Genomic DNA, 25,660 nt, shown 5'->3' on the forward strand with positions numbered 1-25,660 from the left:
CGGGAAGGCGGGCGGGCCTCTTCGTGTACGGGCGCGTCCTCAGTCCTCGCCCAGGTACGCCTTCCGTACCGACTCGTCGTGCAGCAGGTCCTGCCCCGTCCCGGAGAGGACGATGTTGCCGACCTCCATGACGTGGCCCTGGTCGGCGAGGGAGAGCGCGGCCTGGGCGTTCTGTTCGACGAGGAGGATCGTCGTGCCCTGGGACTTCAGCTCGGAGATCGTCGCCATGATCTTCTGCATCATGATCGGGGAGAGGCCCATGGAGGGCTCGTCGAGCATGAGGAGCTTGGGCTGGGACATGAGGGCGCGGCCCATGGCGAGCATCTGCTGCTCACCACCCGACAGTGTCCCCGCCGCCTGCTTGCGGCGTTCGCCCAGGATGGGGAAGAGGTCGTAGGCGCGCTGGATGTCCTTCTCGATGCCTTCCTTGTCCTTGCGGAGGAAGGCTCCGAGCTGGAGGTTCTCGGCGATGGTGAGGCGGGGGAAGATGTGCCGGCCTTCGGGGGAGTGGGCGAGCCCGAGGGCGACGATCTTGTGGGCGGCGACGCCGTTGAGCGGCTTGCCGTCGAAGAGGATCTTCCCGGCGGTGGGCTTCAGCAGGCCCGAGAGGGTGCGCAGGGTGGTCGTCTTGCCGGCGCCGTTGGTGCCGATGAGGGTGACGACCTGGCCGGCTTCGACGCTGAAGGAGATGCCTTTGACGGCTTCGATCTTGCCGTAGGAGACCCGGAGGTCCTCGACCTCGAGGAGTGCGGTCACTGGGCTTCTCCCTTGGTGCTGCTGGTGCTGCTGGTGCTGCTGGTCGCGTCGGCGGCTGCTTCGGCGGCCTCGACCTCGGCGGCTTCGGCTTCTCCGGGGGCGCCTTCGAAGGGTTCGCCGAGGTAGGCGGCGACGACGCGTTCGTCGGCCTGGACGACGTCGGGGGTGCCTTCGACGAGCTTCTCGCCCTGGACGAGGACGGCGACGCGGTCGGAGAGGTTGAAGACGAAGCGCATGTCGTGCTCGATGAGGAGGACGGCGATGCCCTTGTCGCGGATGGCGAAGACGAGTTCCTCGGCGGCCCTGGTCTCCTGGGGGTTCATTCCGGCTGTGGGTTCGTCGAGCAGGAGCAGGCCGGGCTCGGAGGCCATGGCGCGTGCGATCTCGAGCTTGCGCTGCTCGCCGTAGGGGAGGTTGCGGGCGAGGTGGTCGCGCTTGTGGGCGAGGCCGATGAACTCGAGGAGTTCCATGGCGCGTTCCTCGCTGGCGCGTTCGGCCTTCTTGAAGCCGGGGCCGCGCAGGAGGGCGGACCAGAGGCCTTCCTTGGTGCGGGTGTGGCGTCCGACGAGGACGTTCTCCAGGACCGTCATGTTGGCGAACAGGCGGATGTTCTGGAAGGTGCGGGCGATGCCGGCCTGGGTGACCAGGTGGGGCTTCGGGGGGAGAACGGTGCCCTTGTAGGAGACAGTGCCCTCGGTGGGGACGTACAGGCCGGTCAGGCAGTTGAAGAAGGTGGTCTTGCCGGCGCCGTTGGGGCCGATGAGTCCGACGATCTCGCCGGCGTTGACGGTGAAGTCGACGGAGCGTACGGCGGTGAGGCCGCCGAAGCGCATCGTGACGTCGCGTGCTTCGAGTACAGGTGTGGGCTGTGTGGTCATGGTGGTTACGCCCCCGCCTTGGTGACGGCCGGTTCGTCGGTCAGCGTGGTCTGTTGGGGTACGTCGAGTTGGCCGGTCTCGTGGAATTCGAGCTGGCGCCGGCGGTTGGCGATGATGCCTTCGGGGCGGAAGCGCATCAGGAGGACGAGCGCGATACCGAAGGCGAGGAGCGACTTCTCCTGGAGGAAGACGAGCTTCTCGGGGAGCAGGTAGAGCAGGGCCGCGCCGAGGAGGGGTCCTGCGACGGTGCCCATGCCGCCGAGGACGACCGCGGCTAGGAGGAACGCGGAGTTGGGCGGGGTGGAGCCGGCGAACTGGTACGGCGTGGGGACGACGCTGTAGGTGACGTGGGCGCTGACGGTGCCGGCGAGGCCGGCGAGGGCGGCGCCGAGGGCGAAGGCGACGAGCTTGACGCGGAAGCCGTTGATGCCCATGGCGGTGGCGGCGGTCTCGTCCTCGCGGATGGCGATCCAGGAGCGGCCGATGCGGGAGTCCGCGGCACGTGTGTAGACCAGGACCACGATGGCCATGATGAGGACCATCAGGAGGTAGTAGTTGGCGAAGCGGCCGAGGGTGAATCCGCCGATGTCGTGGGCTTCTCCGAAGTTGAATCCCAGGAGCTTCAGGTCGGGGATGGACGGGATGCCGTTGGGGCCGTTGGTGACGTCGGGTCCGGACTGTCCGTCCATGTTGTTGACGGCGATGCGGAAGATCTCTCCGAAGCCGAGGGTGACGATGGCGAGGTAGTCGCCGCGCAGTCGCAGGGTCGGGGCGCCGATGAGGACGCCGAAGACGAGGGAGGCTGCGGCTCCGGCCAGGGCGGAGGCCCAGAAGGGCAGGTGGACGCCGGAGATGGTGGAGAACTCGGAGCCGGAGACGAGGGCGGCGGTGTAGGCGCCGACGCCGAGGAAGGCGACGTATCCGAGGTCGAGGAGTCCGGCGAGGCCGACGACGATGTTGAGGCCGAGGGCGACGGTTCCGAAGATCAGGATGTTGACGCCGATGTTGGCGTAGTGGTCGTCGGTCTGGGTGAAGGGGAAGGCGATGGCCGCGGCGAAGCCCATGGCGAGGGTGAAGCTGCGGTTGCCGGCGACGAGTGCGGAGAAGCGGTCGAGGAGACCCGCGGTGTGCAGGGCCCAGATGGCGAAGGTGACGACGAAGAGGTAGCCGACGAAGAGTTCGCCGTACTCGGTGTCGATGCCGTAGGTGAAGACGCCGAGGCCGATGATGGTGACCACGGTGATCACGGCCCGCTGGATCCAGGGCGCGGCGGCCTGGGGGGCGGGGGTGCGGTCGGGCTTGGCGATGTAGGCCTTGAGGGCTTCCTTGGTGCCGTCGGTGCCGGTGCGCTCCTCGGGGAGGGCGAAGGCGCCGATGACGGGCAGCAGGGAGGCTACGGCTGCGATCCAGCCACCGGGTTCGAGGTTGACGACGCCGCCGAGCTCGGCGCTGATGGCGATGACGGTGAACCAGGTGACGGCGAATCCGCCGAGGGCGGTGAGGGCGAGCGGCGCGTTGTTGCGGGCGGGCAGGAGCCAGCGGAGGCCGCGGATGCCGTACGCGGCGAGGGCGAACAGCGTGGTGAGGATGCCGGCGGTGAAGGTCAGCCACTGCAGGCCGCCGGGGTAGCCGTTGATGGTGAGGTTGCCGGGGAATTCGGCGGTCCAGGTCCAGGCGAGGAACGCGGCGGCGGCGGTGGCGATGCCTCCGGCGAGCAGCAGGGCGCGGGCGGCGGCCTCGGGCAGCGGTATGAGTCCGCGCAGTGCGGGCGGCGGGGTGGGGGCGGCGTCCGGCACGGGGGTCTTGGTCGTCTCGGTCATGTGATCACGCCCTGTCCGCGACGCGCTCACCGAGCAGGCCCTGTGGCCTGAAGAGGAGCACGAGGATGAGGAGGCAGAAGGCCCAGACGTTGGCCCAGCTCTGGCCGCCGAGCTGCTGCATGCCGGGGATCTCGTCGATGTAGGCGGAGGCGAGGGTTTCGGCGATGCCGAGGACGAGGCCGCCGAGCATGGCGCCGTAGATGTTGCCGATGCCGCCGAGGACGGCCGCGGTGAAGGCCTTGAGGCCCATCAGGAAGCCCATGCGGTAGTCGACGTTGCCGTACTTGAGTCCGTAGGCGACGGCGGCGACGGCGGCGAAGAAGCCGCCGATGGCGAAGGCGATGACGATGATGCGGTTGGTGTCGATGCCCATGAGCTGCGCGGTGTCGGGGTCCTGCGCGGTGGCCTGCATGGCGCGGCCGGTGCGGCTGCGGCGCACGAAGAAGGCGAGGGCGGCCATGCAGAGGACGGCGGCGAGGATGAGGAAGATGTCGGCGTCCTTGATGGTGACGGAGCCGATGGTGTGGGTGGTGTCGAGGCCGGGGAAGGCGCGGGCGCGGTCGGCGCCGGGGTAGAAGTTGCGCACGACCTCCTGGAGGGCCAGGGAGAGGCCGATGGCGGTGATCAGCGGTGCCAGGCGTGGTGCTCCGCGCAGTGGTCGGTAGGCGAACCGTTCCGCTCCGACGGCTATGAGGATGGCCACGATGGCTCCGCCGAGGAGCATGAGGGGTACGGCGATGGCCATCGAGGTGCCGTTGGGGAGGATGTAGAAGTAGACCGTGAGGGCGCCGAAGGCCCCGGTCATGAAGATCTCGCCGTGCGCGAAGTTGATGAGCTGGACGATGCCGTACACCATCGTGTAGCCGATGGCGATCAGCCCGTACATCGAGCCGAGAAGCAGCCCGTTGGCCAGCTGCTGCGGCAGGGTGTTCACCGCATGGCCTCCATGTCGCTGGTGGTCGTGTGCACTGGATGCGTGCGTGGTCGCGTGCTGTGTGGGGGTGCGGAAACGGGCCGCGCGGTCGGGGTCCTCCTCCGCGCGGCCCGTGATGCGGCGTTGTGGCGGGCCGGACTACTGCAGGTCGGCGGTGCCGGTCTCCACGTCCTTCCAGGCACCCTTCTCGACCTGGTAGACCGTCAGCTGCTTGTTGGTGGTGTCGCCGTAGTCGTCGAAGGAGATCTTGCCGGTGAGGCCTTCGAAGTCGGACTTCTGGACACCGTCGACGACCTTGGAGCGCAGGTCGTTGATGTCGGTGGGCACCTTGCCGCCGTTGGCGTCGGCGGCGGCCTTGACGGCCTTGATGATGGCGGTGGTGGCGTCGTAGGCGTAGGCGCCGTAGGCGCCGTAGTCGCCCTTGTAACCCTTGTCCTTGTACGTCTGGATGAACGTCTTGGCCGCGGGCAGGGTGTCGGCGGGGACGCCGATGGCGGTGGCGAGGTCGCCCTCGGCGGACTTGCCGGCGGCCTCGATGTAGGTGGAGGCGAACATGCCGTCGCCGCCGAACAGCGGGATCTTGACGCCGGCGTCCTTGAGCTGCTTGGTGATCAGTGCGGACTCGTCGTACTGGCCGCCGTAGTAGAGCAGGTCGGCGCCGGAGTTCTTGATCTTGGTGACGAGGGAGCCGAAGTCCTTGTCGCCGGTGTTGACGTGGTCGGTGCCGACGACCTTGCCACCGAGCTTCTTGTACTGCTCGTTGAAGATCTTCGCGAGGCCGGCGCCGTAGGTCTGCTTGTCGTCGACGACGAAGGCCTTCTTCTTCTTGAGGCCGTTGTACGCGTAGCCGGCGGCGAAGCTGCCCTGGAGTTCGTCGGTGGTGGCGGTACGGAAGTACGTCTTGAACGGACGCTTCTTGTCCGTCTGCCAGTTCTTGCCCTGGGTCAGCTCGGGGGCCGTGTTCGCGGGGGAGATCTGGACCATGTTGGCCGAGGCGAACACCTGCTGCATCGTCTGGGCGACGCCGGAGTTGAGCGGGCCGACGGCGCCGACGGCGGTCTTGTCGCCGACGAGGTTGGTGGCGTTGGACTGGCCGGTGGCGGGCTGCGCCTTGTCGTCCAGGGCCTTGAGCTTGAACTTCACGCCCGGGACCCAGTTGTTCTTGTTGGCGTCGTCGATGGCTATCTGGGCGCCGTACTGGATGCCGAGGCCGGTGGTGGAGTTCTCACCGGAGAGGGGGGCGTCCACGCCAATGGTGAGTGTGGTGCCGCTGCCGCCGTCTCCGCCCTTGTCACCGCTGTCGTCTCGGGAGCCGCAGGCGGTGAGAGTCAGAGCTCCGGTCGTGAGAACGGAGGTAAGAATCACCAAGGAACGCTGTCGCACAATCAGTCCTTTCACAGGCAGGCCCCGCCCTGGTCGGGGGGTGAGTGCCGCGCTGGTACCGAACTCCCGATGGAGCGGTGACTGGCCGTGACTCTAAGCCCGGGCTATGGGCAGGGGCAGCGGCGCGGGCTCGCTTGTGACTTTCTTGTTATGACGGGGTGGAGGCCCGGTCTCGGCGGCGGACTCTCTCGACGGGTTTGGTGGTTTTTCGCCGAGGTCCGCATTCTGAGAACCCGCACTTCCGGTTGGCCATGGCTGAGATCATGCGGTGCGCGGGCCGTTCGCCGCCCGGAAGAGATCAAAAAGGTTCCGGGTGTGGGCGCGGCCGAGGATGAAGCGGTGTGTTGCATTGCGCGCGCATTACGGAGCGTTACGCCGAGAAAAAGGGGGTCGGCGTCCGGGAAGGGGTGCCGAGCCGATCGAAACGGCGACTTCCACGGTGCCGCTGAGGGGGCGCCGGCCGGTGCGGGTGGTTCGCCCCGGTGTGGGAGGCGCGGGTGACCCGGAGGGTGGGGCGGCCCCCGGTCGTCGATCGCCGAGAATCGTAACCGATCTGCTTTTCCGGGGGAGTTGAGGGGTTCGGCGAGGCCGAAACAGTGCCGGGTGGTGACGCCGGCGGGCCAGGGCGTGGGGGCCGACTCGTGCGGCCGCCGCGACGGCCGCCCTTCTCCGTGCGGACATGGCGGCGCCGATGACGTCCCGACTCTGTTTCGCATACGGCGAGTTGGCCGGTTCGACGGGGCCGGTGCCCCGCCGCTTCGCGGGATGCGCGACGCGGCGGGGCGGTAGGTGTCACGGCGGTACGCGTTGCTGCGGTACGGGTTACGGCAGCTTCACGAACGGCGCCAGGAAGGCGCGGGCGCCGGGGGTGTCCAGGCGGTACGTCACGTTGGTCGCGTAGCAGGGGGTGTCGCCGGTGATGGTGGTGGCGGCGAGGATGCTCCTGCCGCCGATCATGGCGAAATTGGGCCCGCCCGAGTCGCCGTAGCAGGCACCTCCGTTGCCCTGCGGCGCGGTCATCGCGAGCCGGGCCCACGAGTCGTTGAGGGCGTTGAAGGTGACGGGAGCCTTCATCCGGACACCGCCGCCGGGGTGGGTCTGGCCGCCGGGGCCGTTGACGGCCTCCTGGGTGCCGTACCCGGCGACGAGCCAGTCGGTCGCGTTCAGGCCCCGCGGGCCGAGTCTGCCGAGCTGGTTCGCGGTGGGCAGGGTGGCCGGGGTGAAGCTCCAGCGGGCCTCGACCTCGGCGGCGGGCAGTTGGATCACGGCGATGTCGTGCGTGTCGGAGGCGGGCCCCGGGTAGCCGGGGTGCGTGTGGGCGGTGCCCCGGACGGCGACGGCGGCGGCCTGCGCGGCCGGGTCGCCCGGGTACTTCTTGGCCGCCGCGTCGAGCCCGGACTGCACGTCCTGGTCCAGGGAGACGGAGAAGCGCACGTTGTCGGGCCAGTCGGAGGTGCAGTGCGCGGCGGTCAGGAAGGTGTCGGCGTCGACCATGGTGCCGGTGCAGACCCAGTCGGCCCGGTCGGGGGTCGCCGGGTCGCCGTCGTGGTCCCAGGTGGCCACGAGCGCGCCCACTTCGGTGCGTTCGGGGGCGGGCGCGGCGTTGTAGGAGTTGACGGCGGAGGACGGCAGCGCGGTGGCGAGCACGGCGGCACAGGCCGCGGCGGTGACGGCGAAGGCGCGTACGGAGGTCAAGAGAAACCCTTCTGAGGGTGGGACGGGTCTTCTCCTGTGGGGGTGGAGCGCCAGTGAAAGGCCTGGGGGCGGTCGCGACAAGAGCGCGCCCGCCTCTCCAGGGTTTTCCCTGTGTCGGTCAGTTCGCCGCGCGGATGAGTTCCTCGTCGCCCGGCTTCACGTCGCGCAGGAGGCAGGTCAGCCGGGCCGTGCACACCCTCTTGCCGTTTTCGTCCGTGATGACGATGTCGTACGTGGCCGTCGTCCGTCCCCGGTGCACGGGCGTGGCCACACCGGTGACCAGGCCGGAGCGCACCCCGCGGTGGTGGGTGCAGTTCAGGTCGACCCCCACGGCGATCTTGGAGCTGCCGCCGTGCAGCATCGAGCCGATCGAGCCGAGTGTCTCGGCCAGCACCGCGGAGGCCCCGCCGTGCAGCAGTCCGTAGGGCTGGGTGTTGCCCTCCACCGGCATCGTCCCGACGACCCGGTCCGCCGACGCCTCGGAGATCTGGACGCCCATCCGGTTGCCGAGGTGGCCCGCGGAGAACAGGGCCAGCAGATCCACGCCGAGCGCGGCGTACTCGTCGATGACCTCTTGCGGGAACTTCACATGCTGCTGCTCACCCATCGGGCCCGGCTCCGTTCGTCCTCGTCACTCGGCTGCCTGTGCTGCCTGTGTCGCTGAGCAAACGCTCAGTCGGTCGCCGATTGTTCCAGACGCACCACGACGGACTTGCTGGCCGGGGTGTTGCTCGTGTCCGCCGTGGCGTCCAGCGGCACCAGCACGTTGGTCTCCGGGTAGTACGCGGCGGCACATCCCCGCGCCGTCGGATAGTGCACGACGCGGAAGCCGGGTGCCCGGCGCTCCACGCCGTCCTTCCACTCGCCGACCAGGTCGACGTACGCACCGTCCGCCAGCCCCAGGGCCCGCGCGTCCTCGGGGTGCACCAGTACCACCCGGCGGCCGTTCCTGATGCCCCGGTAGCGGTCGTCGAGGCCGTAGATCGTGGTGTTGTACTGGTCGTGCGAGCGCAGCGTCTGCAGCAGCAGACGGCCCTCGGGCAACTTCGGGTACTCCACGGGCGCGGCCGTGAAGTTGGCCTTGCCGGTGGCCGTGGGGAAGCGGCGCTCGTCGCGCGGGGCGTGGGGGAGCGCGAAGCCGCCAGGGCGACCAGCAGAACCCGCCACGCGCGCGTTGAAGTCCTCGAAGCCCGGGATCACGCGCGCGATACGGTCCCGGATCGTCGCGTAGTCCTTCTCGAACTCCTCCCACGGCGTGCGGCTGTTCTCGCCGAGCACACGGCGGGCCAGACGGCTGACGATGGCCGGCTCCGACAACAGTTGCCGGCTCGCGGGCTCCAGGCGGCCCCGGGAGGCGTGCACCATACCCATCGAGTCCTCGACCGTCACGAACTGCTCGCCGCTGCCCTGGAGATCGCGCTCGGTGCGCCCCAGCGTCGGGAGGATCAGGGCCCGCGCGCCCGTGACCGCGTGCGAACGGTTCAGCTTCGTCGACACGTGCACGGTCAGCCGGGCCCGGCGCATGGCCGCCTCGGTGACGTCCGTGTCGGGAGACGCCGAGACGAAGTTGCCGCCCATGGCGAAGAAGACCTTCGCCTCGCCGTCGCGCAGGGCGCGGATGGCGCGCACGACGTCGTAGCCGTGTTCGCGCGGGGGCGCGAAGCCGAACTCCTTCTCCAGGGCGTCCAGGAACGCCGGGGCGGGCCGCTCGAAGATGCCCATCGTGCGGTCGCCCTGCACGTTGGAATGCCCGCGCACCGGGCACACGCCCGCGCCGGGGCGGCCGATGTTGCCGCGCAGCAGGAGGAAGTTGACGACTTCCCTGATCGTGGGGACGGAGTGCTTGTGCTGGGTCAGGCCCATCGCCCAGCACACGATGGTGCGCTGGGAGTCGAGGACCATGCGGAGAGCCTTGTCGATGTCCTCCTGGGCCAGGCCGGTCGCCGTGAGCGTCTCGTCCCGGTCGGCGGCGCGGGCGGCCTCGGCGAACTCCTCGTAGCCGTGCGTGTGCTCGCGCACGAACGCCTCGTCGACCGCGCCGTCCGTCTGAAGGATCAGCTTGTTCAGGAGGCGGAACAGGGCCTGGTCGCCGCCGATGCGGATCTGCAGGAACAGATCGGTGAGCGCGGCGCCCTTGACCATGCCCTGCGGGGTCTGCGGATTCTTGAAGCGCTCCAGACCCGCCTCGGGCAGCGGGTTGACGCTGATGATCTTCGCGCCGTTGTCCTTGGCCTTCTCCAGCGCGGACAGCATGCGCGGGTGGTTCGTCCCCGGGTTCTGCCCGGCGACGATGATCAGGTCGGCCTTGTAGAGGTCCTCCAGCAGGACGCTGCCCTTGCCGATGCCGATCGTCTCCGACAGGGCCGAACCGGACGACTCGTGACACATGTTCGAGCAGTCGGGGAGGTTGTTCGTGCCGAACTCGCGGGCGAACAGCTGGTAGAGGAACGCGGCCTCGTTGCTGGTGCGGCCGGAGGTGTAGAAGACGGCCTCGTCCGGGGAGGCGAGCGCGGCGATCTCCTCACCGATGATGTCGAAGGCACGCTCCCAGGTGACCGGCTCGTAGTGCGTACCCCCCTCCGGGAGGTACATGGGGTGGGTGAGCCGGCCCTGCTGCCCCAGCCAGTAGCCGCTGCGGCCGGCCAGGTCGGCGACCGGGTGCGCGGCGAAGAACTCGGGCGTGACCCGGCGCAGGGTGGCCTCCTCGGCCACGGCCTTCGCGCCGTTCTCGCAGAACTCCGCCCTGTGCCGGTGCTCCGGCTCCGGCCAGGCGCAGCCCGGGCAGTCGAAGCCGTCCTTCTGGTTCACGCTCAGCAGCGTCAGCGCGGTGCGCTTCACACCCATCTGCTGCTGGGCCATGCGCAGGGTGTGCCCGATCGCCGGGAGGCCCGCGGCGGCGTGCTTCGGCCCGGCGACCTGCGGCGCGTCCTGAACCGGATCGCTCTTGGGCGGTTTCGACGCCATCGCACGCTCCCCTTCGGCTGAGCTGTGAGGTACATCTCCGATCCTCGCACGCGGAGGTGACATCGGGCGGGGCCGGGCTGGAGTCGATGCCCCGCGGCGGTGCCCGCGCGGCCGGGCCGGGACGGAGTGTCAGTGGGGCGTGGCAGGATCGGGGGCGTGGCAGAGACAGCATCGAAGACGACCGACAAGACCTCCGGCGGCAGCCGGCCGCGACTGATGCTCATGGACGGGCACTCGCTGGCCTACCGCGCGTTCTTCGCGCTGCCCGCGGAGAACTTCACCACCGCGACGGGCCAGCCGACGAACGCGATCTACGGCTTCGCGTCGATGCTGGCCAACACGCTGCGCGACGAGGCGCCCACGCACTTCGCGGTCGCCTTCGACGTCTCCCGCAAGACCTGGCGGTCCCAGGAGTTCACGGAGTACAAGGCGAACCGCTCCAAGACCCCGGACGAGTTCAAGGGCCAGGTCGAGCTGATCGGCGAGCTCCTCGACGCGATGGGCGCCCAGCGCTTCGCGGTGGACGGGTTCGAGGCGGACGACGTCATCGCCACGCTGGCCACCCAGGCCGAGGCCGAGGGCTTCGAGGTGCTGATCGTCACCGGCGACCGTGACTCGTTCCAGCTGGTCAGCGAGCACACCACGGTGCTGTACCCGACCAAGGGCGTCTCCGAGCTGACCCGCTTCACCCCGGAGAAGGTCTTCGAGAAGTACGGGTTGACGCCCGCGCAGTACCCCGACTTCGCGGCCCTGCGCGGCGACCCCTCCGACAACCTCCCCGGCATCCCCGGTGTCGGGGAGAAGACCGCCGCGAAGTGGATCAACCAGTTCGGCTCCTTCGCCGAGCTCGTCGAGCGCGTCGAAGAGGTCAAGGGCAAGGCCGGCCAGAACCTCCGCGACCACCTGGAATCCGTCAAGCTCAACCGCCGGCTCACCGAGCTGGAGCGCCAGGTGGAGCTCCCCAAGGGCGTCACCGACCTGGAGCGCGCGGCCTACGACCGCAAGGCCGTCGCGATGGTCCTGGACACCCTGGAGATCCGCAACCCCTCGCTGCGCGAGCGGCTCTTCGCCGTCGACCCCGGCGCGGAGGAGGCCGAGACCACACCGGTCAGCACCGAGGGCGTACAGCTGGACGGCACGGTGCTCGGCACCGGCGAGCTGCCCGCCTGGCTCTCCGAGCACGGCACCCAGCCCCTCGGCATCGCCACGGTCGACACCTGGGCACTCGGCACCGGCTCGGTCGCCGAGATCGCCCTCGCCGCGCCCGAAGGCCCCGCCGCCTGGTTCGACCCCTCCCAGCTGGACGAGGCCGACGAGAGGGCCTTCGCGGCCTGGCTCGCCGACGCCGGCCGCCCCAAGGTCTTCCACAACGCCAAGGGCGCCATGCGCGTCTTCGCCGAGCACGGCTGGACCGTCGAGGGCGTCACCATGGACACCGCGCTCGCCGCCTACCTGGTCAAGCCGGGCCGTCGCTCCTTCGACCTGGACGCGCTGTCCCTGGAGTACCTGCACCGCGAGCTGACCCCGGCCGCCGCGGCCGACGGACAGCTCGCCTTCGGAGCGGACGACGGCGCCGAGGCCGAGGCCCTGATGATCCAGGCCCGGGCCGTCCTCGACCTGGGTCAGGCCTTCGAGGGCCGTCTGGAGGAGGTCGGCGCCGCCGACCTGCTGCGCGACATGGAGCTGCCCACGTCCGCGCTGCTCGCCCGCATGGAGCGGCACGGCATCGCGGCCGACCGGCCCCACCTGGAGGCCATGGAGCAGATGTTCGCCGGCGCCGTCCAGCAGGCGGTCAAGGAGGCCCACGCGGCGGCCGGGCACGAGTTCAACCTGGGCTCGCCCAAGCAGCTCCAGGAGGTCCTCTTCGGCGAGCTGGCCCTGCCCAAGACCAAGCGGACCAAGACCGGCTACACCACGGACGCCGACGCTCTCGCCTGGCTCGCCTCGCAGACGGACAACGAACTCCCGGTGATCATGCTCCGCCACCGCGAGCAGGCCAAGCTCCGCGTGACGGTCGAGGGCCTGATCAAGACGATCGCCGCGGACGGCCGGATCCACACCACGTTCAACCAGACCGTCGCCGCCACCGGACGCCTGTCCTCGACCGACCCGAACCTGCAGAACATCCCGGTCCGCACCGACGAGGGCCGCGCCATCCGCCGCGGCTTCGTCGTCGGTGAGGGCTTCGACTCCCTGATGACGGCCGACTACAGCCAGATCGAGCTGCGGGTCATGGCCCACCTCTCCGAGGACGAAGGCCTGATCGAGGCGTTCACTTCCGGCGAGGACCTGCACACCACGGCCGCCTCCCAGGTCTTCGCGGTCGAGCCGACCGCGGTCGACGCCGAGATGCGCCGCAAGATCAAGGCCATGTCCTACGGCCTGGCCTACGGACTGTCCGCCTTCGGCCTCTCCCAGCAGCTGAACATCGAGGCGGCGGAGGCCCGCGCCCTGATGGACGCGTACTTCGAGCGGTTCGGCGGCGTACGGGACTATCTGCGCCGGGCGGTCGACGAGGCCCGGGCGACCGGCTACACGGCGACGCTCTTCGGGCGCCGCCGCTACCTCCCCGACCTCAACAGCGACAACCGCCAGCGCCGCGAGGCCGCCGAGCGGATGGCCCTCAACGCCCCGATCCAGGGCACGGCGGCCGACATCGTCAAGATCGCCATGCTCAAGGTGGACGACGCCCTGAAGGACGCCGGCCTCGCCTCCCGCATGCTTCTCCAGGTCCACGACGAAATCGTGCTGGAGATCGCCCCCGGGGAACGGGCCGCCGTCGAGGAACTGGTCCGCCGGGAAATGGCGAACGCCGTTCACCTCCGCGTCCCGCTGGGCGTCTCGGTCGGCGTGGGCCCGGACTGGGAGTCGGCGGCCCATTAGGCGCATCGACCTGGGCGTTGTTCGCACGGCTGATCGGTGGCCGGCCGCCGAGTGCGGGTGGCAGTGGTCGTGGTGGCAGGTGTGCAGGAAGCCTGCCAGGGCGTTGGTTCGTTCGGTGTTGCTGGTGTACCGAGGCGGGCGGTGAGCAGCCTCGCAGCCGGGCGTCCCGCCTCGGCCGGGCGCCGGTGCTTGCCCGAGCCCGGGCACCGGTCTCCGCCCGAGCCGGGCCACGGCCCTGTCCGAGCCGGAGCGCTGGGTTCGCCCGGGCCGGGCCACGGCCCTGTCCGAGCCGGAGCGCTGGGTCCCGCCCGGGCCGGGGCGCCAGGTTGCCCCGGCGACCCACGCACCCCCGACCCCCTCGGAAACCGTCACTCGCGTGGCCCCCGACAAGGCGCCCCGGCCCTCGGTGGTCGCAAAGATGCGGGGCATGGGTATACGTACGCTCCTCAGCCGCACGGCACCAGGCGTGGCACGGCCGCCGACCCCGGCGATCGAGGCCGCCGCGAGTACGGTTCGCGTCCCCGTCACCTTCACCACGGCCCTGCGCCGAGCGACGGCGGACCTCCGGCAGCGCCTGGCCGTCCGTGGACGGCGGCCCACCGGCTCCGGCGACCTGACTGCCGCCACGACTCTCCCCGGCGGCGACGACCCGGCCGCCGCTCCTGTCCTCGCCGGCCTCGCCGACACCGATGTCCTGTCAGCCCTCACCGGCCTCGCCCGATCCGATGTCCTGTCCGCCCTGACCGGCGCCAACACCAAGCCGACCGGTACCGATCCGCCCGCCGCCACCGGCCACGCACCCACCGAGGCCCGGCCCCGTCGCACCCCCAAGATCCCGGGCAAGCCCTCCCGCGCCTGGGCACAACTCGCCCGCGACTACCTGACGCTCGTCCTCACCCTGCTCCCACGCCCCCGCCCCGCGCACACCACGATCACCGTGTACATCACGACGACCGGCAGCGCCCTCAGCGAGCGGCCGGGCGGCTCGGCTCAGTCCCGGGGTCAGGGACAGGGACAGGACCGGCGTGGGCCGGAACCGGACGCCGCACCCTGACTCCCACGGCGTACAGCAGCAACGCCGGGACGAGTCCCGCGCCCGCCCCGAAGCACACCGTCGGAATGATCTCCCACGGCTTCGCCGCCGAGCCCCAGTAGGCCCACCACCGCGACGCCCGCTGCACCGCTCCCACCAGCGTGAATCCGCCGATCACGACAGCGGCCGCCCACCGGTCCCGTACCGTCAGCACGGGAACCCCCATCGGCTCGCACACGGGCGCCCGCCGCAGCGCGTGTGCCACGAACACGGCGATCACGACCGCGGCCACCGCCGAACCGCCGTACTGCAGGTACCAGTACAGCGGCGAGCCCGCCACCTCCCGGCCCAGCACCGGAAACAGCCGCATCCCCCACCGGTCGAGATGCGTGAACGCGTCCCACACCACATGGGTCGACGCACCGAGCACCGCGGACACGTACCACCGCGCCACCAGTGACGGCCGCACCCGCGCGCGGGGCGCCCCGCACCGCAGCAGCGCCGCCACCCGCCCCTGCCGGGCCCGCGGCAGCAACGCCACGAGCGGCTCACGTACCAGCAGCCACAGCCCCACCAGCGCCCAGGCGATGAGCACATCGACCGTGAAGACACCCGGGAAGGAGTGCGTGACGTCACCGAACTCCATCGCCCCGGACAGCACACTCGCCGCGTAGTAGGTCATGTCGGGCGCGAAGGAACCCGCCACGAGCACGGCGGGCACCAGCGGGCCCCGGCCGGTGCCGTCGGCGCGGACGGCGGGCAGTACCGCTGCCGCATGGCTCAGTGTGAACGGCAACTCGGCTCCTCGCGACGGTCGTTGCACCAGGCCGGGACGCCCGGCGGTCAGTGGCCCAGTATGCGGGATCCCCCTACGCCGACGGCGTCACGACCGCACGTGACCAACTGGTGAACAGCGGTCACGAACGGGTGCCCGAGCAAAGGAAGTTGTCGTAGGGTCGCCAGAGTCGCCGCGCCAGGAGCGCGGCGACCACGTGACGGGAGTGAAGAGCAGAGCACGCACGAGAACAGAGTTGTGACCGTCGGAGGGCAACCCCTCGGGCGGTTGGATCGTCACAACAGGGCGAACACTGCAGACGTTGACCGGACGCTCGGGCGTCCACGGGAGGGGTTCACTCTATGGCGGCGCAATTCGGCAGGAGGCTGCGCAAGGGGGCGGCGACCACCGCCGTGGCCGCGGTAGCGGTCGCGGCCCTGTCCGCCTCCCAGGCTCCGGGCGTGAACGACCACGGCAGACAGACCGCTGCCGACGCCACGCCCTCACCCGAAACGAGCGCCTCCGATGGCAGCGCGACGGGCAACTCGCCGTACTACACGGACCTGCCCCCGCTCAAGAGCCCGAACCCCTCACCGTCCACAGGGCCCGGCCCTGGCGGCACGGGCACGACGGAAGCCGGCATTCCCGCGACCGTCCTCGACGCCTACAAGAAGGCCGAGACCGCGCTGCGTGAGGCCAAGCCCGGCTGCAACCTGCCCTGGCAACTCCTCGCGGCCATCGGCCGGGTGGAGTCGGGACAGGCCCGCGGTGGCCAGGTCAACGCCGAGGGCACCACCCTCAAGCCGATCCTGGGCCCGCAACTCGACGGCAACGGCTTCGCCCTCATCAAGGACACCGACGACGGCGCGTACGACGACAACAGCTCCTACGACCAGGCCGTCGGCCCCATGCAGTTCATCCCCTCCACCTGGGCCTGGGCCGGCCGTGACGGCAACGGCGACGGGAAGGAGGACCCCAACAACATCTACGACGCCGCGCTCGCCGCCGGCCACTACCTGTGCCGCAACAACTGGGATCTGTCCGACCAGAACGACCTCGACCGGGCGATCCTCAGCTACAACAACTCGCGGGAGTACCTGAACCTCGTCATGAGGTGGCTGGAGTACTACCGCAAGGGCACGCACGAGGTACCGGACGGCACCGGCACGCTGCCCGACAACCGCAGCGACGTCGGCACGGGCGCGAGCCCGACGCCCACCACACCGGGCACGACCGCTCCAGGCGGTTCGACGCCCAAGCCCGGCCCCAAGCCCGAAAAGCCCGGCTCCAAGCCCGAAAAGCCCGGCAGCGGTGCGACAACCCCGAAGCCGCCGGCCACACCGCCCGGCACGCCTACGCCGCCCGGCACCCCCACACCGCCCGGCACCCCGACCCCGCCGCCCACGACGCCCCCCACCCCCACCGACACGGTGGACCACCTGGAGGACGCCGGAACCGCGAAGCTCACCGCGATGGCCGGCGACGCGTTCAGCCGGCGGATCAGTACCCGCGCCGAGACGGAGGCCGGAAAGGCCGTCGCCAAGGTCAGGGTCCGCTTCACGATCATCGGCGACACGGACACCACCTTCACCGGCGGGGAGAGCGTGGCCACGGTCGCCACCAACAGCTCCGGTGTGGCTGTGGCACCCGCCTTGCAGGCGGGGGAGAAGACCGGCGCCGTCACCGTCCGCGCCACCGTGGTGGGCCGTGTTGTCCCGGGCCTCGACTACAAGGCCACCGTCACCGAGCGCGCCGCCGACGCCGTCGCCCGCACCGGTGACGCCCCGCTGACCTGTGCCCCGGGCGGCGAGTTCGCGAACCAGGTCGAGGTGAAGGCCACGTACAGGGGGGCCGTCGCCGACGGTGTCGCGGCCACCGCCACGCTGGTCACGTCGGCGGACGACCCGGCTGCCAACGACAAGGGCCCCTACTTCAAGGACGCCGACGGCAAGACCGTCCGCACCCTCACGGGCCTGAAGACGGACGCGAAGGGCCTGCTGAAGCTGCCCAAGCTGTACGCGGACGACACGGCCGGCGCATTCCTGCTCCGCATCACCACGGCAGGCGGAGCGACACTCACGGTCGAACTGACGGTGGCGGCGGCCGGGACATCCTCGCCGAGCCCGTCGGCCAGCCCGAGCCCGTCGGCCGGCCCGAGCGCGTAGCTCTCCGGTACGACAGACGACGCCCCTCTTATAAGGAGGGGCGTCGTTGTGTGTGCAACGTGTTCTCATCTCCGCCGCGCGTTGCTACGGTGCCGAGAAACCTGACGGGGTATCAGTTCTGCCCGTCACGACCCGTGGGGAGGCTCCGTATGCGTGTCCTCATCGCCGTCGCCACCGGTCTCGCCCTCGCGTTCGCCGTGGTCCTGACGCTGACCGCCCTCGGCTCCCCCTCGGGCGGGACGTCCCCGGAACCACTGCTGACGACGGTGCCCGCACACCCCTGACCGCCCGCCCGGGAGGGAGGCCGAGATGCGCCGCAAGGCCGGCCTGGTCCTGCTCGCCCTCGCCGTGTTCTTCGCGGCCCTGTCCCCGCTGCTGCGCTGGTACGCCTTCCCGCGTCTCGCCAAGATCCCCGCGAACCACTACCAGGACATGGTCCTGGAGGCGAAGGACGCCACCCTCCTCGACTACGGCACGATGCGGGCGAAGAAGGTCTCCAAGGTCACCATCGTCCAGACCCTCAAGGGCAACGTGGAGGCCTCCGAACGGATCGAGGAGTCGGCCGGCCGGGACGTCGTCGTCTGGGACGGGCTGTCCTATGTCGTCGGCCCCGACGGCAAGATGGTCTCCAAGATCCCCGAGCGCTACATCTTCGACGCCCACACCCAGGACCCCGTCCACGCCACCGGCGAGATGGTCGACGGCGACCCGGTGCGCCGCCAGGGCATCGAGTTCAAGTGGCCCTTCCTGACCGAGAAGCGGGACTACGAGTACTTCGACGCCCAGGCCCGCGTCACCGCCCCCATCACCTACAAGGGCACCCAGGACTTCCGCGGCCTGGAGGTCTACTACTTCGAGCAGACCATCCCCTGGACCAAGGTGAGGATCCCGAAGACCCTGCCCGTGGAGGGCCTCACCCCCGAAGCGGTGGCACAGACCGGCACGACCCGCTGGTACACCACGGTCCGCAAGTTCTGGGTCGAGCCCCTCACCGGCGCCCCCGTGTACGGAGAAGAGATCCACGAGGAGGAACTGCGCGGGGGCACCCTCCTCGGCGACCGCGACAAGGTGACCGCGTTCGCCGGCCACGTGAAGATGCGCGAGGACTACATCACGCACACGGTCGACCTGGTGAAGTCACAGCGTCTGCTCATCCTGCTGATGACGTCCTACCTGCCGTGGGGCTTCCTGGTCCTCGGCGTCCTCCTGCTGGTCCTCGCGCTGTACCTGGAGGCCCGCAGCCGCCGCTCCTCCGGCCCGGCACCCACGTCGGCCGGGGAACCGTCGTCGGTCAGCGCCTGAGCCGCGCGCTGGTGTGCCGGGTCGGCTCGGCGCCCGCCGGGTCCTCGGGCCACGGATGCTTCGGATACCGCCCCCGCAGCTCCGCCCGCACGCCCTTGTAGCCGTCCCGCCAGAACGACGCGAGATCGGCGGTGACGGCGGCCGGCCGCCCGGCCGGGGACAGCAGATGCACGAGCAGCGGCACTCCGGCGACCCGGGGTGACTCCTGGAGCCCGAACATCTCCTGCAACTTCACCGCCAGCACGGGCTGCTCGGGCCGGGAGTAGTCGATGCGGATGCTCGACCCGCTCGGCACGGTCATCCGCTCCGGGGCCAGCTCGTCGAACCGCCCCGCCTCACCGGAGGCCCAGGGCAGCAGCCGGGCGAGCGCCTCCCCGGCATCGATCCGCGCCAGATCGGCCCGCCGCCGCGCCCGGCCGAGCTCCGGCTCCAGCCACTCCTCCACGCGCGCGTGCAGCGCGTCATCGGACACGTCCGGCCAGGGCTCACCGAGATGCTGCCGCAGGAACGCGAGCCGCTGCCGCAGGACGCCGGCCTGCGCCGGCCACCGCAGCAGCCCGAACCCCTCCCGCCGCAGCCCGTCGAGCAACGCCTCGCGCACGCGCCCGGGATCGGCGTCCTCGAGCGCCCGCACCGCCACCTCCACGGCCCCCAGCCGCTCCACCCTCCGCGCCACGACGTCCCCGCCGTCCCAGCCGACCTCGTCCCGCTCCTCCAGCAAGGCGCCGGCCGCGATCCGGGCCGTCTCCTCGTCGACGGCAGCCCCGAGCTGCACACGCGCGTGTCCCTTGCCGACGGGCCGGTCGGCCATGGCGACAGCGATCCAGGGGGAACCGCGCAGCGCGCTCGCATCGCCGACCTCCGCGCGGGTCCCGGACACCATCAGATACGACCCGCCGTCGGCCTTGGCGACCCGCTCCGGAAAGGCGAGAGCGGCGACGAGGCCGGCCTGCTGCTCCTCGGAGAGGTCCTCCAGTCCCCGTGACGTACCTGGAGAGACGCCCCGCAGCCGCCGAACCTCCGCACGCCACCGTCCGGAATAGGCGTCACCCCCACGCCGGGCTCGGCGCAACGCACCCGCCAGATCATCCCCGTACTCGCGCGGCGCCTCCTCACTGAGCAGCGCGACGACCTCGGCGGCCCGCTCCGCCCCGACCGGCCCGGACCCGTCCAGCAACGCCCGCCCCAGCCGGGGATGCAGGCCCAGCCGGGCCAGGGCGGCTCCCCGCTCGGTGGCCCGCCCCGCGGAGTCCACCGCCCCCACCGCCCCCAAGACATCCCGCGCCGCCGCCATCGCCCCACTCGGCGGCCCGTCCAGCAGCGCCAGACCGGACGCGTCCGGATCCCCCCAGCACGCCACCTGCAGCGCGAACGCCGTCAGGTCGGCCACCTTGATCTCCGGCGATGGATACCGCGGCAGACGCGCGTCCTCGGCCTCCGCCCAGCAGCGGTACACCACCCCCGGCGCCTCCCGCCCGGCCCGCCCTGCCCGCTGCCGCCCGGCCGCCTGCGACGCCCGCACCGTCGTCAGGGCACTCAACCCGCGCGCGTGGTCCACCCGCGGCTCGCGCGCCAGCCCAGAATCCACGACCACGCGCACCCCGGGCACCGTCAGCGACGACTCGGCGACGGACGTGGCCAGGACGACCCGCCGCCGCTCCCCGGGCACCAGCACCGCGTCCTGGACGGCCGCCGGAGCCCGCCCGTGCACCCGCAGCACCTCGACGTCACCGAGCCCTCCGAGCTGCCCGGCGACCCGGGCGATCTCGCCCACGCCCGGCAGGAAACACAGCACGTCCCCGTCCCGCTCGGCCAGCGCCCGCCGCACCACGGACGCCACATGCGCCAGCAGCGCCGGATCGACCCGCATCCCGTGCGGCGGGCGTACGGGCCGCACCGGCGGCGCCCACACGGCTTCCACCGGATACGCCGTCCCCTGCGCCTCGACCACCGGCGCCCCGCCCAGCAGTCGCGCCCACCCCCGCGCGTCGGTCGTCGCCGAGGCGGCCACCAGCCGCAGCTCGGGTCTGAGCGTCTGACGCACGTCCCAGAGGAAGGCCGCCGCCGTGTCCGCGTCCAGGTGCCGCTCGTGGCACTCGTCGAGCACCACCACGTCGGCACCGGCCAGCTCCTGGTCCCGCTGGAGCCGCTGCACCAGCACACCGGTCGTGACGACCTCCACGCGCGTGCGCCGCCCGACGACCCGCTCCCCGCGCACGGTGTAACCGACGCTCTCACCGGGCTTCTCGCCCAGCAGCCACGCCATCCGCCGCGCAGCGGCCCGGGCCGCGATCCGCCGCGGCTCCGCCACGATCACCCGCCGCTCGGGCCCCTCCCCGAGCAGTCCCGCAAGCGACGGCGGCACCAGCGTCGTCTTGCCGGTGCCCGGCGGCGCCACGAGGACGGCGGTGCCGTGTCCCTCCAGGGCGTCGTCCAGGGCGGGCAGGGCACCGCGTACGGGCAGGGCGTCCAGGGCGTCGTAACGGATCACGCCATCAGTGTCGTACGCCCGGGAAGAGGTTCCACGCGCGCGTGCATCAATCCCGCTCGCAGACGAAGATCGCCGTCCCCGGGATCAGGTTCCCGCGCAGCGGAGACCAGCCGCCCCACTCGGACGTGTTCCAGACGGGCCACTCCGGCTCGACCAGGTCGACCAGATGGAAGCCCGAGGCCACGACGTCCCGGACGCGGTCGCCGAGCGTGCGGTGGTGCTCGACGTAGACCGCCCGGCCCTCGTCGTCCTGCTCGACGTAGGGAGTGCGGTCGAAGTACGAGCCCGACACCGACAGCCCTTCCGGCCCCGGCTCGTCCGGAAAGGCCCAGCGGATCGGATGCGTCACCGAGAAGACGAGACGGCCCCCGGGGCGCAGCACCCGGCGCACCTCGCGCAGGACCTGACGCGGATCGGCGACGAAGGGCAGCGCCCCGTACGCCGAGCAGGCCAGGTCGAACGAGCCGTCCGCGAAGGGGAGCGCTCCGGCGTCGGCGCACACCAGAGGGAAGGAACCGCCGATGCGCAGGGCGTGCTGCAACTGCCGGTGCGAGATGTCCAGGGCGACCGGGCGCGCTCCCTGGGAGGTCAGCCAGCGCGAGCACTGCGCGGCGCCGGCGCCGATCTCCAGGACGTCCCGGCCCTTCAGCCCCTCCGGCGGGCCGAGCAGTTCGGCCTCCACCTCGTCCAGCCCCTCGGGACCCCAGACGAAGCGGTCGTCGCCGAGGAACGTGCCGTGCTCGATCTGGTACTCGTCCGCGTTGCGGTCCCACCAGCCGCGATTGGCGAGGGAGCTCTCCGTGGCACCGGCGTCACGCCGGGTGGCCTCGGGTTCGGACGCTTCGGACTCTTGGATGATCGGCTCCCTCGTCGTACTCTTCCGTCCAGCCGGTCCCGGTGGTGTCACGAGGGGGCGTCGTACGCCGCGCGTGGCCTCGGACGACAGGACTTGTGCCGGGTATGCGGTGGTCTGCCCCGCGTGGGCGGCTTCGCGCATTGACCCTGCCCGGCTGCCCCCGTATGCTACAAGTTGCGCTGCGGGCCTGCGCACCTCAGACGTAGCAGGCTGCGCTCGCATCTGTATGTATGTCCCCTCGGTTGTCGAGGCGTCACCGTTTTTGCGTGGCGCTTCCTTGGCTGTCCGGCTTCTGCAGAGCGAAACGGGCTCCCGGCGTAGCAGTACCTACGACTTCAATGTCCGTACCGGAGCCCTTTCCCACATGACGAGCAGCACCGAGACCACCGCCACCACCCCGCAGGTAGCGGTCAACGACATCGGTAACGAGGAAGCCTTCCTCGCCGCGATCGACGAGACGATCAAGTACTTCAACGACGGCGACATCGTCGACGGCGTCATCGTGAAGGTCGACCGGGACGAGGTCCTGCTCGACATCGGTTACAAGACCGAAGGCGTGATCCCGAGCCGCGAGCTCTCGATCAAGCACGACGTCGACCCCAACGAGGTCGTCGCCGTCGGTGACGAGATCGAAGCCCTTGTTCTCCAGAAGGAGGACAAGGAAGGCCGCCTGATCCTCTCGAAGAAGCGCGCCCAGTACGAGCGTGCCTGGGGCACCATCGAGAAGATCAAGGAAGAGGACGGGATCGTCACCGGTACCGTCATCGAGGTCGTCAAGGGTGGTCTCATCCTCGACATCGGCCTCCGTGGCTTCCTCCCGGCCTCCCTGGTCGAGATGCGCCGCGTTCGCGACCTCCAGCCCTACGTGGGCAAGGAGCTCGAGGCCAAGATCATCGAGCTGGACAAGAACCGCAACAACGTGGTCCTGTCCCGCCGTGCCTGGCTCGAGCAGACCCAGTCCGAGGTCCGCCAGACGTTCCTCACGACCCTCCAGAAGGGTCAGGTCCGTTCCGGCGTCGTCTCCTCGATCGTCAACTTCGGTGCCTTCGTGGACCTGGGTGGCGTCGACGGTCTGGTCCACGTTTCCGAGCTGTCCTGGAAGCACATCGACCACCCGTCCGAGGTTGTCGAGGTCGGCCAGGAAGTGACCGTCGAGGTCCTCGACGTGGACATGGACCGCGAGCGTGTCTCCCTGTCGCTGAAGGCGACCCAGGAAGACCCGTGGCAGCAGTTCGCCCGCACCCACCAGATCGGCCAGGTCGTGCCCGGCAAGGTCACGAAGCTGGTTCCGTTCGGTGCGTTCGTCCGCGTGGACGAGGGCATCGAGGGTCTGGTCCACATCTCCGAGCTGGCCGAGCGCCACGTGGAGATCCCGGAGCAGGTCGTCCAGGTCAACGACGAGATCTTCGTCAAGGTCATCGACATCGACCTCGAGCGCCGTCGCATCAGCCTCTCGCTGAAGCAGGCCAACGAGTCCTTCGGTTCGGACCCGGCCTCGGTCGAGTTCGACCCGACGCTGTACGGCATGGCCGCGTCGTACGACGACCAGGGCAACTACATCTACCCCGAGGGCTTCGACCCCGAGACCAACGACTGGCTCGAGGGCTACGAGACCCAGCGCGAGGCGTGGGAGACCCAGTACGCCGAGGCGCAGCAGCGCTTCGAGCAGCACCAGGCGCAGGTCATCAAGTCCCGCGAGGCGGACGAGAAGGCCGCCGCCGAGGGTGGCGAGACCGCCGCTCCGGCCGCGTCCGGCGGTGGCGGTTCGTACTCCTCCGAGGGTGCGGACAACTCCGGTGCGCTGGCCTCGGACGAGGCGCTCGCCGCGCTCCGCGAGAAGCTGGCCGGTGGGCAGAGCTGAACGCTCGCCACTGAGGCTTAGCCGATAGCCGAGGGGCCGTACCTTTCGAGGTGCGGCCCCTCGGTGTTGCCGTGAGCGGGCCGTCCGGTCGGCTGCGGGCGGCGGGGTGGGTCGCGCGGTTCCCCGCGCCCCTTCAGGACGTCGTCCCCGCCGGCAAGATCATGAGTCTCCTCCTCCGGGAATGCCCGTGCCCGCAACGGCGTTGTGGAGTATGAACACGAGGAGGAGCGGTCACTGTGCTTGATCCGCAGGATTTGTACGCCTGGGAGCCGAAGGGGCTGGCCGTCGTCGACATGGCGCTCGCCCAGGAGTCGGCCGGACTTGTCATGCTCTACCACTTCGACGGATACATCGACGCGGGCGAGACGGGCGACCAGATCGTCGGCCGGGTGCTCGACTCCCTGCCCCATCAGGTGGTCGCCCGCTTCGACCACGACCGGCTCGTCGACTACCGCGCCCGCCGCCCGCTGCTGACGTTCAAGCGCGACCGCTGGAGCGACTACGAGGACCCCGCCCTCGAGGTGCGGCTCGTGCAGGACGCCACCGGCGCGCCCTTCCTGCTGCTGTCCGGCCCCGAGCCGGATGTGGAGTGGGAGCGCTTCGCCGCCGCCGTGAAGCAGATCGTGGAGCGGCTCGGCGTCCGCCTCTCCGTGAACTTCCACGGCATCCCCATGGGCGTCCCGCACACCCGGCCCGTCGGCCTCACCCCGCACGGCAACCGCACCGACCTCGTCCCGGGCCACCCCAGCCCGTTCGAGGAGGCGCAGGTGCCCGGCAGCGCCGAGTCCCTCGTCGAGTACCGCCTGCTCCAGGCCGGGCACGACGTCCTGGGCGTCGCCGCGCACGTCCCGCACTACATCGCCCGCTCCCCGTACCCGGACGCGGCCCTGACGGTCCTGGAGGCGATCACGGCGGCGACCGGACTGGTCCTGCCCGGCATCGCCCACGCCCTGCGCACGGACGCCCACCGCACCCAGACGGAGATCGACCGGCAGATCCGCGAGGGCGACGAGGACCTCACCGCGCTCATCGAGGGCCTTGAGCACCAGTACGACGCCGTCGCGGGCGCCGAGAGCCGGGGCAACATGCTCGCGGAGCCGGTGGAGATCCCGTCGGCGGACGAGATCGGCCAGGAGTTCGAGAAGTTCCTGGCGGAACGAGAAGGCGACAGCTGATCCCGGTAAGGCCTGGGTGAGGGCCCTGCCAGTGGCAGGGCCTAAGCTGCGGGACATGCTGAAGGTGGGCCTGACCGGCGGCATCGGTGCCGGCAAGAGTGAGGTGTCACGGCTGCTCGTCGCGTGCGGGGCCGTGCTGATCGACGCGGACCGCATCGCGCGGGAGGTCGTGGCGCCGGGGACGCCGGGGCTCGCCTCGGTCGTCGAGGCCTTCGGGGAGGAGATCCTCGCCGCCGACGGCAGCCTGGACCGGCCCCGCCTCGGCGCCATCGTCTTCGGCGACGCGGACAGACTCGCCACCCTCAACTCGATCGTGCACCCTCTGGTGGGCGCCCGCTCCCGCGAGCTGGAGGAGGCCGCCGCCGAGGACGCGGTCGTGATCCACGACGTCCCGCTCCTCACCGAGAACGGCCTGGCGCCGCTGTACGACCTCGTGATCGTCGTCGACGCGGCTCCCCAGACGCAGCTCGACCGGCTCGTACGACTGCGCGGCATGACCGAGGAGGACGCCCGCGCGCGGATGGCCGCCCAGGCGACGCGCGAGCAGCGCCGGGAGATCGCGGACATCGTGATCGACAACGACGTCCCGCTCAAGGAGCTGGAGCAGCGGGTGAAGGACGTGTGGGCCGACCTGGTGCGCAGGTCGGCCGAGCCCCGGCCGTCTCCCGCGGAATAGCGGCGCCTCATGG

Annotated in this window: 19 protein-coding genes; 8 read left to right on the forward strand and 11 right to left on the reverse strand. The window is 70.7% G+C overall.

What is annotated here, in order from left to right; all coding sequences use genetic code 11:
- Positions 1–39: 39 nt before the first annotated feature.
- The 8 genes from ACFU3E_RS19080 to ACFU3E_RS19115 all read right to left on the reverse strand — a co-directional run bounded on the left by ACFU3E_RS19080 (position 40) and on the right by ACFU3E_RS19115 (position 10,430).
- Positions 40–756 (reverse strand): ABC transporter ATP-binding protein, encoded by a 717-nt coding sequence (locus ACFU3E_RS19080; protein WP_384159146.1) that lies wholly within the window; start codon positions 754–756, stop codon positions 40–42.
- Positions 753–1,634 (reverse strand): ABC transporter ATP-binding protein, encoded by an 882-nt coding sequence (locus ACFU3E_RS19085; protein WP_384159149.1) that lies wholly within the window; start codon positions 1,632–1,634, stop codon positions 753–755. Before ACFU3E_RS19085 ends, ACFU3E_RS19080 begins: the two co-directional genes overlap by 4 nt.
- Positions 1,635–1,639: 5 nt before the next feature.
- Positions 1,640–3,454, reverse strand: coding sequence for a branched-chain amino acid ABC transporter permease (locus ACFU3E_RS19090; RefSeq protein WP_384159152.1), 1,815 nt, complete (start codon positions 3,452–3,454; stop codon positions 1,640–1,642).
- A gap of 4 nt (positions 3,455–3,458) precedes the next feature.
- Complete coding sequence (locus ACFU3E_RS19095) at positions 3,459–4,388, reverse strand: branched-chain amino acid ABC transporter permease (RefSeq protein WP_384159155.1); 930 nt, start codon at positions 4,386–4,388, stop codon at positions 3,459–3,461.
- A 138-nt stretch (positions 4,389–4,526) separates the two neighbouring features.
- A complete protein-coding gene (locus tag ACFU3E_RS19100; protein WP_384159403.1) occupies positions 4,527–5,756 on the reverse strand; it encodes a branched-chain amino acid ABC transporter substrate-binding protein in 1,230 nt (409 codons plus the stop codon).
- A gap of 837 nt (positions 5,757–6,593) precedes the next feature.
- Positions 6,594–7,466: a trypsin-like serine protease gene (locus ACFU3E_RS19105; RefSeq protein WP_384159158.1), complete on the reverse strand. Its 873-nt coding sequence runs from the start codon at positions 7,464–7,466 to the stop codon at positions 6,594–6,596.
- A 118-nt stretch (positions 7,467–7,584) separates the two neighbouring features.
- Positions 7,585–8,073 (reverse strand): PaaI family thioesterase, encoded by a 489-nt coding sequence (locus ACFU3E_RS19110; protein ID WP_384159161.1) that lies wholly within the window; start codon positions 8,071–8,073, stop codon positions 7,585–7,587.
- Positions 8,074–8,138: 65 nt separating this feature from the next.
- Complete coding sequence (locus ACFU3E_RS19115) at positions 8,139–10,430, reverse strand: FdhF/YdeP family oxidoreductase (RefSeq protein WP_384159164.1); 2,292 nt, start codon at positions 10,428–10,430, stop codon at positions 8,139–8,141.
- Between the two features lie 156 nt (positions 10,431–10,586).
- Between ACFU3E_RS19115 and polA the strand changes: the two genes are divergently transcribed.
- A complete protein-coding gene (polA, locus tag ACFU3E_RS19120) occupies positions 10,587–13,313 on the forward strand; it encodes a DNA polymerase I (RefSeq protein ID WP_384159167.1) in 2,727 nt (908 codons plus the stop codon).
- A 427-nt stretch (positions 13,314–13,740) separates the two neighbouring features.
- Entirely contained in the window at positions 13,741–14,367 is a 627-nt protein-coding gene (locus ACFU3E_RS19125) for a hypothetical protein (protein WP_384159170.1), read from the forward strand.
- Here the strand turns inward: ACFU3E_RS19125 and ACFU3E_RS19130 are convergent.
- Entirely contained in the window at positions 14,279–15,142 is an 864-nt protein-coding gene (locus ACFU3E_RS19130) for a DUF4184 family protein (protein ID WP_384159173.1), read from the reverse strand. The two genes, ACFU3E_RS19125 and ACFU3E_RS19130, sit on opposite strands and share 89 nt — an antisense overlap.
- A 341-nt stretch (positions 15,143–15,483) precedes the next feature.
- On the opposite strand from ACFU3E_RS19130, the gene ACFU3E_RS19135 reads away from it, so the two are divergent.
- The 3 genes from ACFU3E_RS19135 (at position 15,484) to ACFU3E_RS19145 (ending at position 18,588) form a co-directional block, all read left to right on the forward strand.
- Positions 15,484–17,286, forward strand: coding sequence for a lytic transglycosylase domain-containing protein (locus ACFU3E_RS19135; RefSeq protein ID WP_384159176.1), 1,803 nt, complete (start codon positions 15,484–15,486; stop codon positions 17,284–17,286).
- Positions 17,287–17,435: 149 nt separating this feature from the next.
- The gene (locus tag ACFU3E_RS19140; RefSeq protein ID WP_384159179.1) at positions 17,436–17,570 is read left to right on the forward strand and encodes an SPW_0924 family protein; all 135 of its coding nucleotides are present in this window, start codon (positions 17,436–17,438) and stop codon (positions 17,568–17,570) included.
- Positions 17,571–17,595: 25 nt separating this feature from the next.
- Positions 17,596–18,588 carry a DUF3068 domain-containing protein gene (locus ACFU3E_RS19145; RefSeq protein ID WP_384159182.1) on the forward strand — a complete coding sequence of 331 codons (993 nt, stop codon included), beginning with the start codon at positions 17,596–17,598 and terminating at the stop codon, positions 18,586–18,588.
- On the opposite strand, the gene hrpB is transcribed toward ACFU3E_RS19145, so the two are convergent.
- Both hrpB and ACFU3E_RS19155 read right to left on the reverse strand, forming a co-directional pair.
- Positions 18,578–21,079, reverse strand: a complete 2,502-nt coding sequence (hrpB, locus tag ACFU3E_RS19150) for an ATP-dependent helicase HrpB (RefSeq protein ID WP_384159185.1) — start codon at positions 21,077–21,079, stop codon at positions 18,578–18,580. The two genes, ACFU3E_RS19145 and hrpB, sit on opposite strands and share 11 nt — an antisense overlap.
- 46 nt (positions 21,080–21,125) lie before the next feature.
- Entirely contained in the window at positions 21,126–21,986 is an 861-nt protein-coding gene (locus ACFU3E_RS19155) for a class I SAM-dependent methyltransferase (RefSeq protein ID WP_384159188.1), read from the reverse strand.
- Between the two features lie 313 nt (positions 21,987–22,299).
- On the opposite strand from ACFU3E_RS19155, the gene rpsA reads away from it, so the two are divergent.
- From rpsA to coaE, 3 genes are all read left to right on the forward strand, one after another.
- Positions 22,300–23,796: a 30S ribosomal protein S1 gene (gene rpsA / locus ACFU3E_RS19160; RefSeq protein WP_384159191.1), complete on the forward strand. Its 1,497-nt coding sequence runs from the start codon at positions 22,300–22,302 to the stop codon at positions 23,794–23,796.
- A gap of 236 nt (positions 23,797–24,032) precedes the next feature.
- A complete protein-coding gene (locus tag ACFU3E_RS19165; RefSeq protein WP_384159193.1) occupies positions 24,033–24,971 on the forward strand; it encodes a PAC2 family protein in 939 nt (312 codons plus the stop codon).
- 55 nt (positions 24,972–25,026) lie between these two features.
- Positions 25,027–25,647, forward strand: coding sequence for a dephospho-CoA kinase (gene coaE, locus ACFU3E_RS19170; RefSeq protein ID WP_384159196.1), 621 nt, complete (start codon positions 25,027–25,029; stop codon positions 25,645–25,647).
- Positions 25,648–25,660: the final 13 nt, after the last annotated feature.

The sequence above is a fragment of the Streptomyces sp. NPDC057424 genome (assembly GCF_042803315.1).
Taxonomy (GTDB): Bacteria; Actinomycetota; Actinomycetes; order Streptomycetales; family Streptomycetaceae; genus Streptomyces.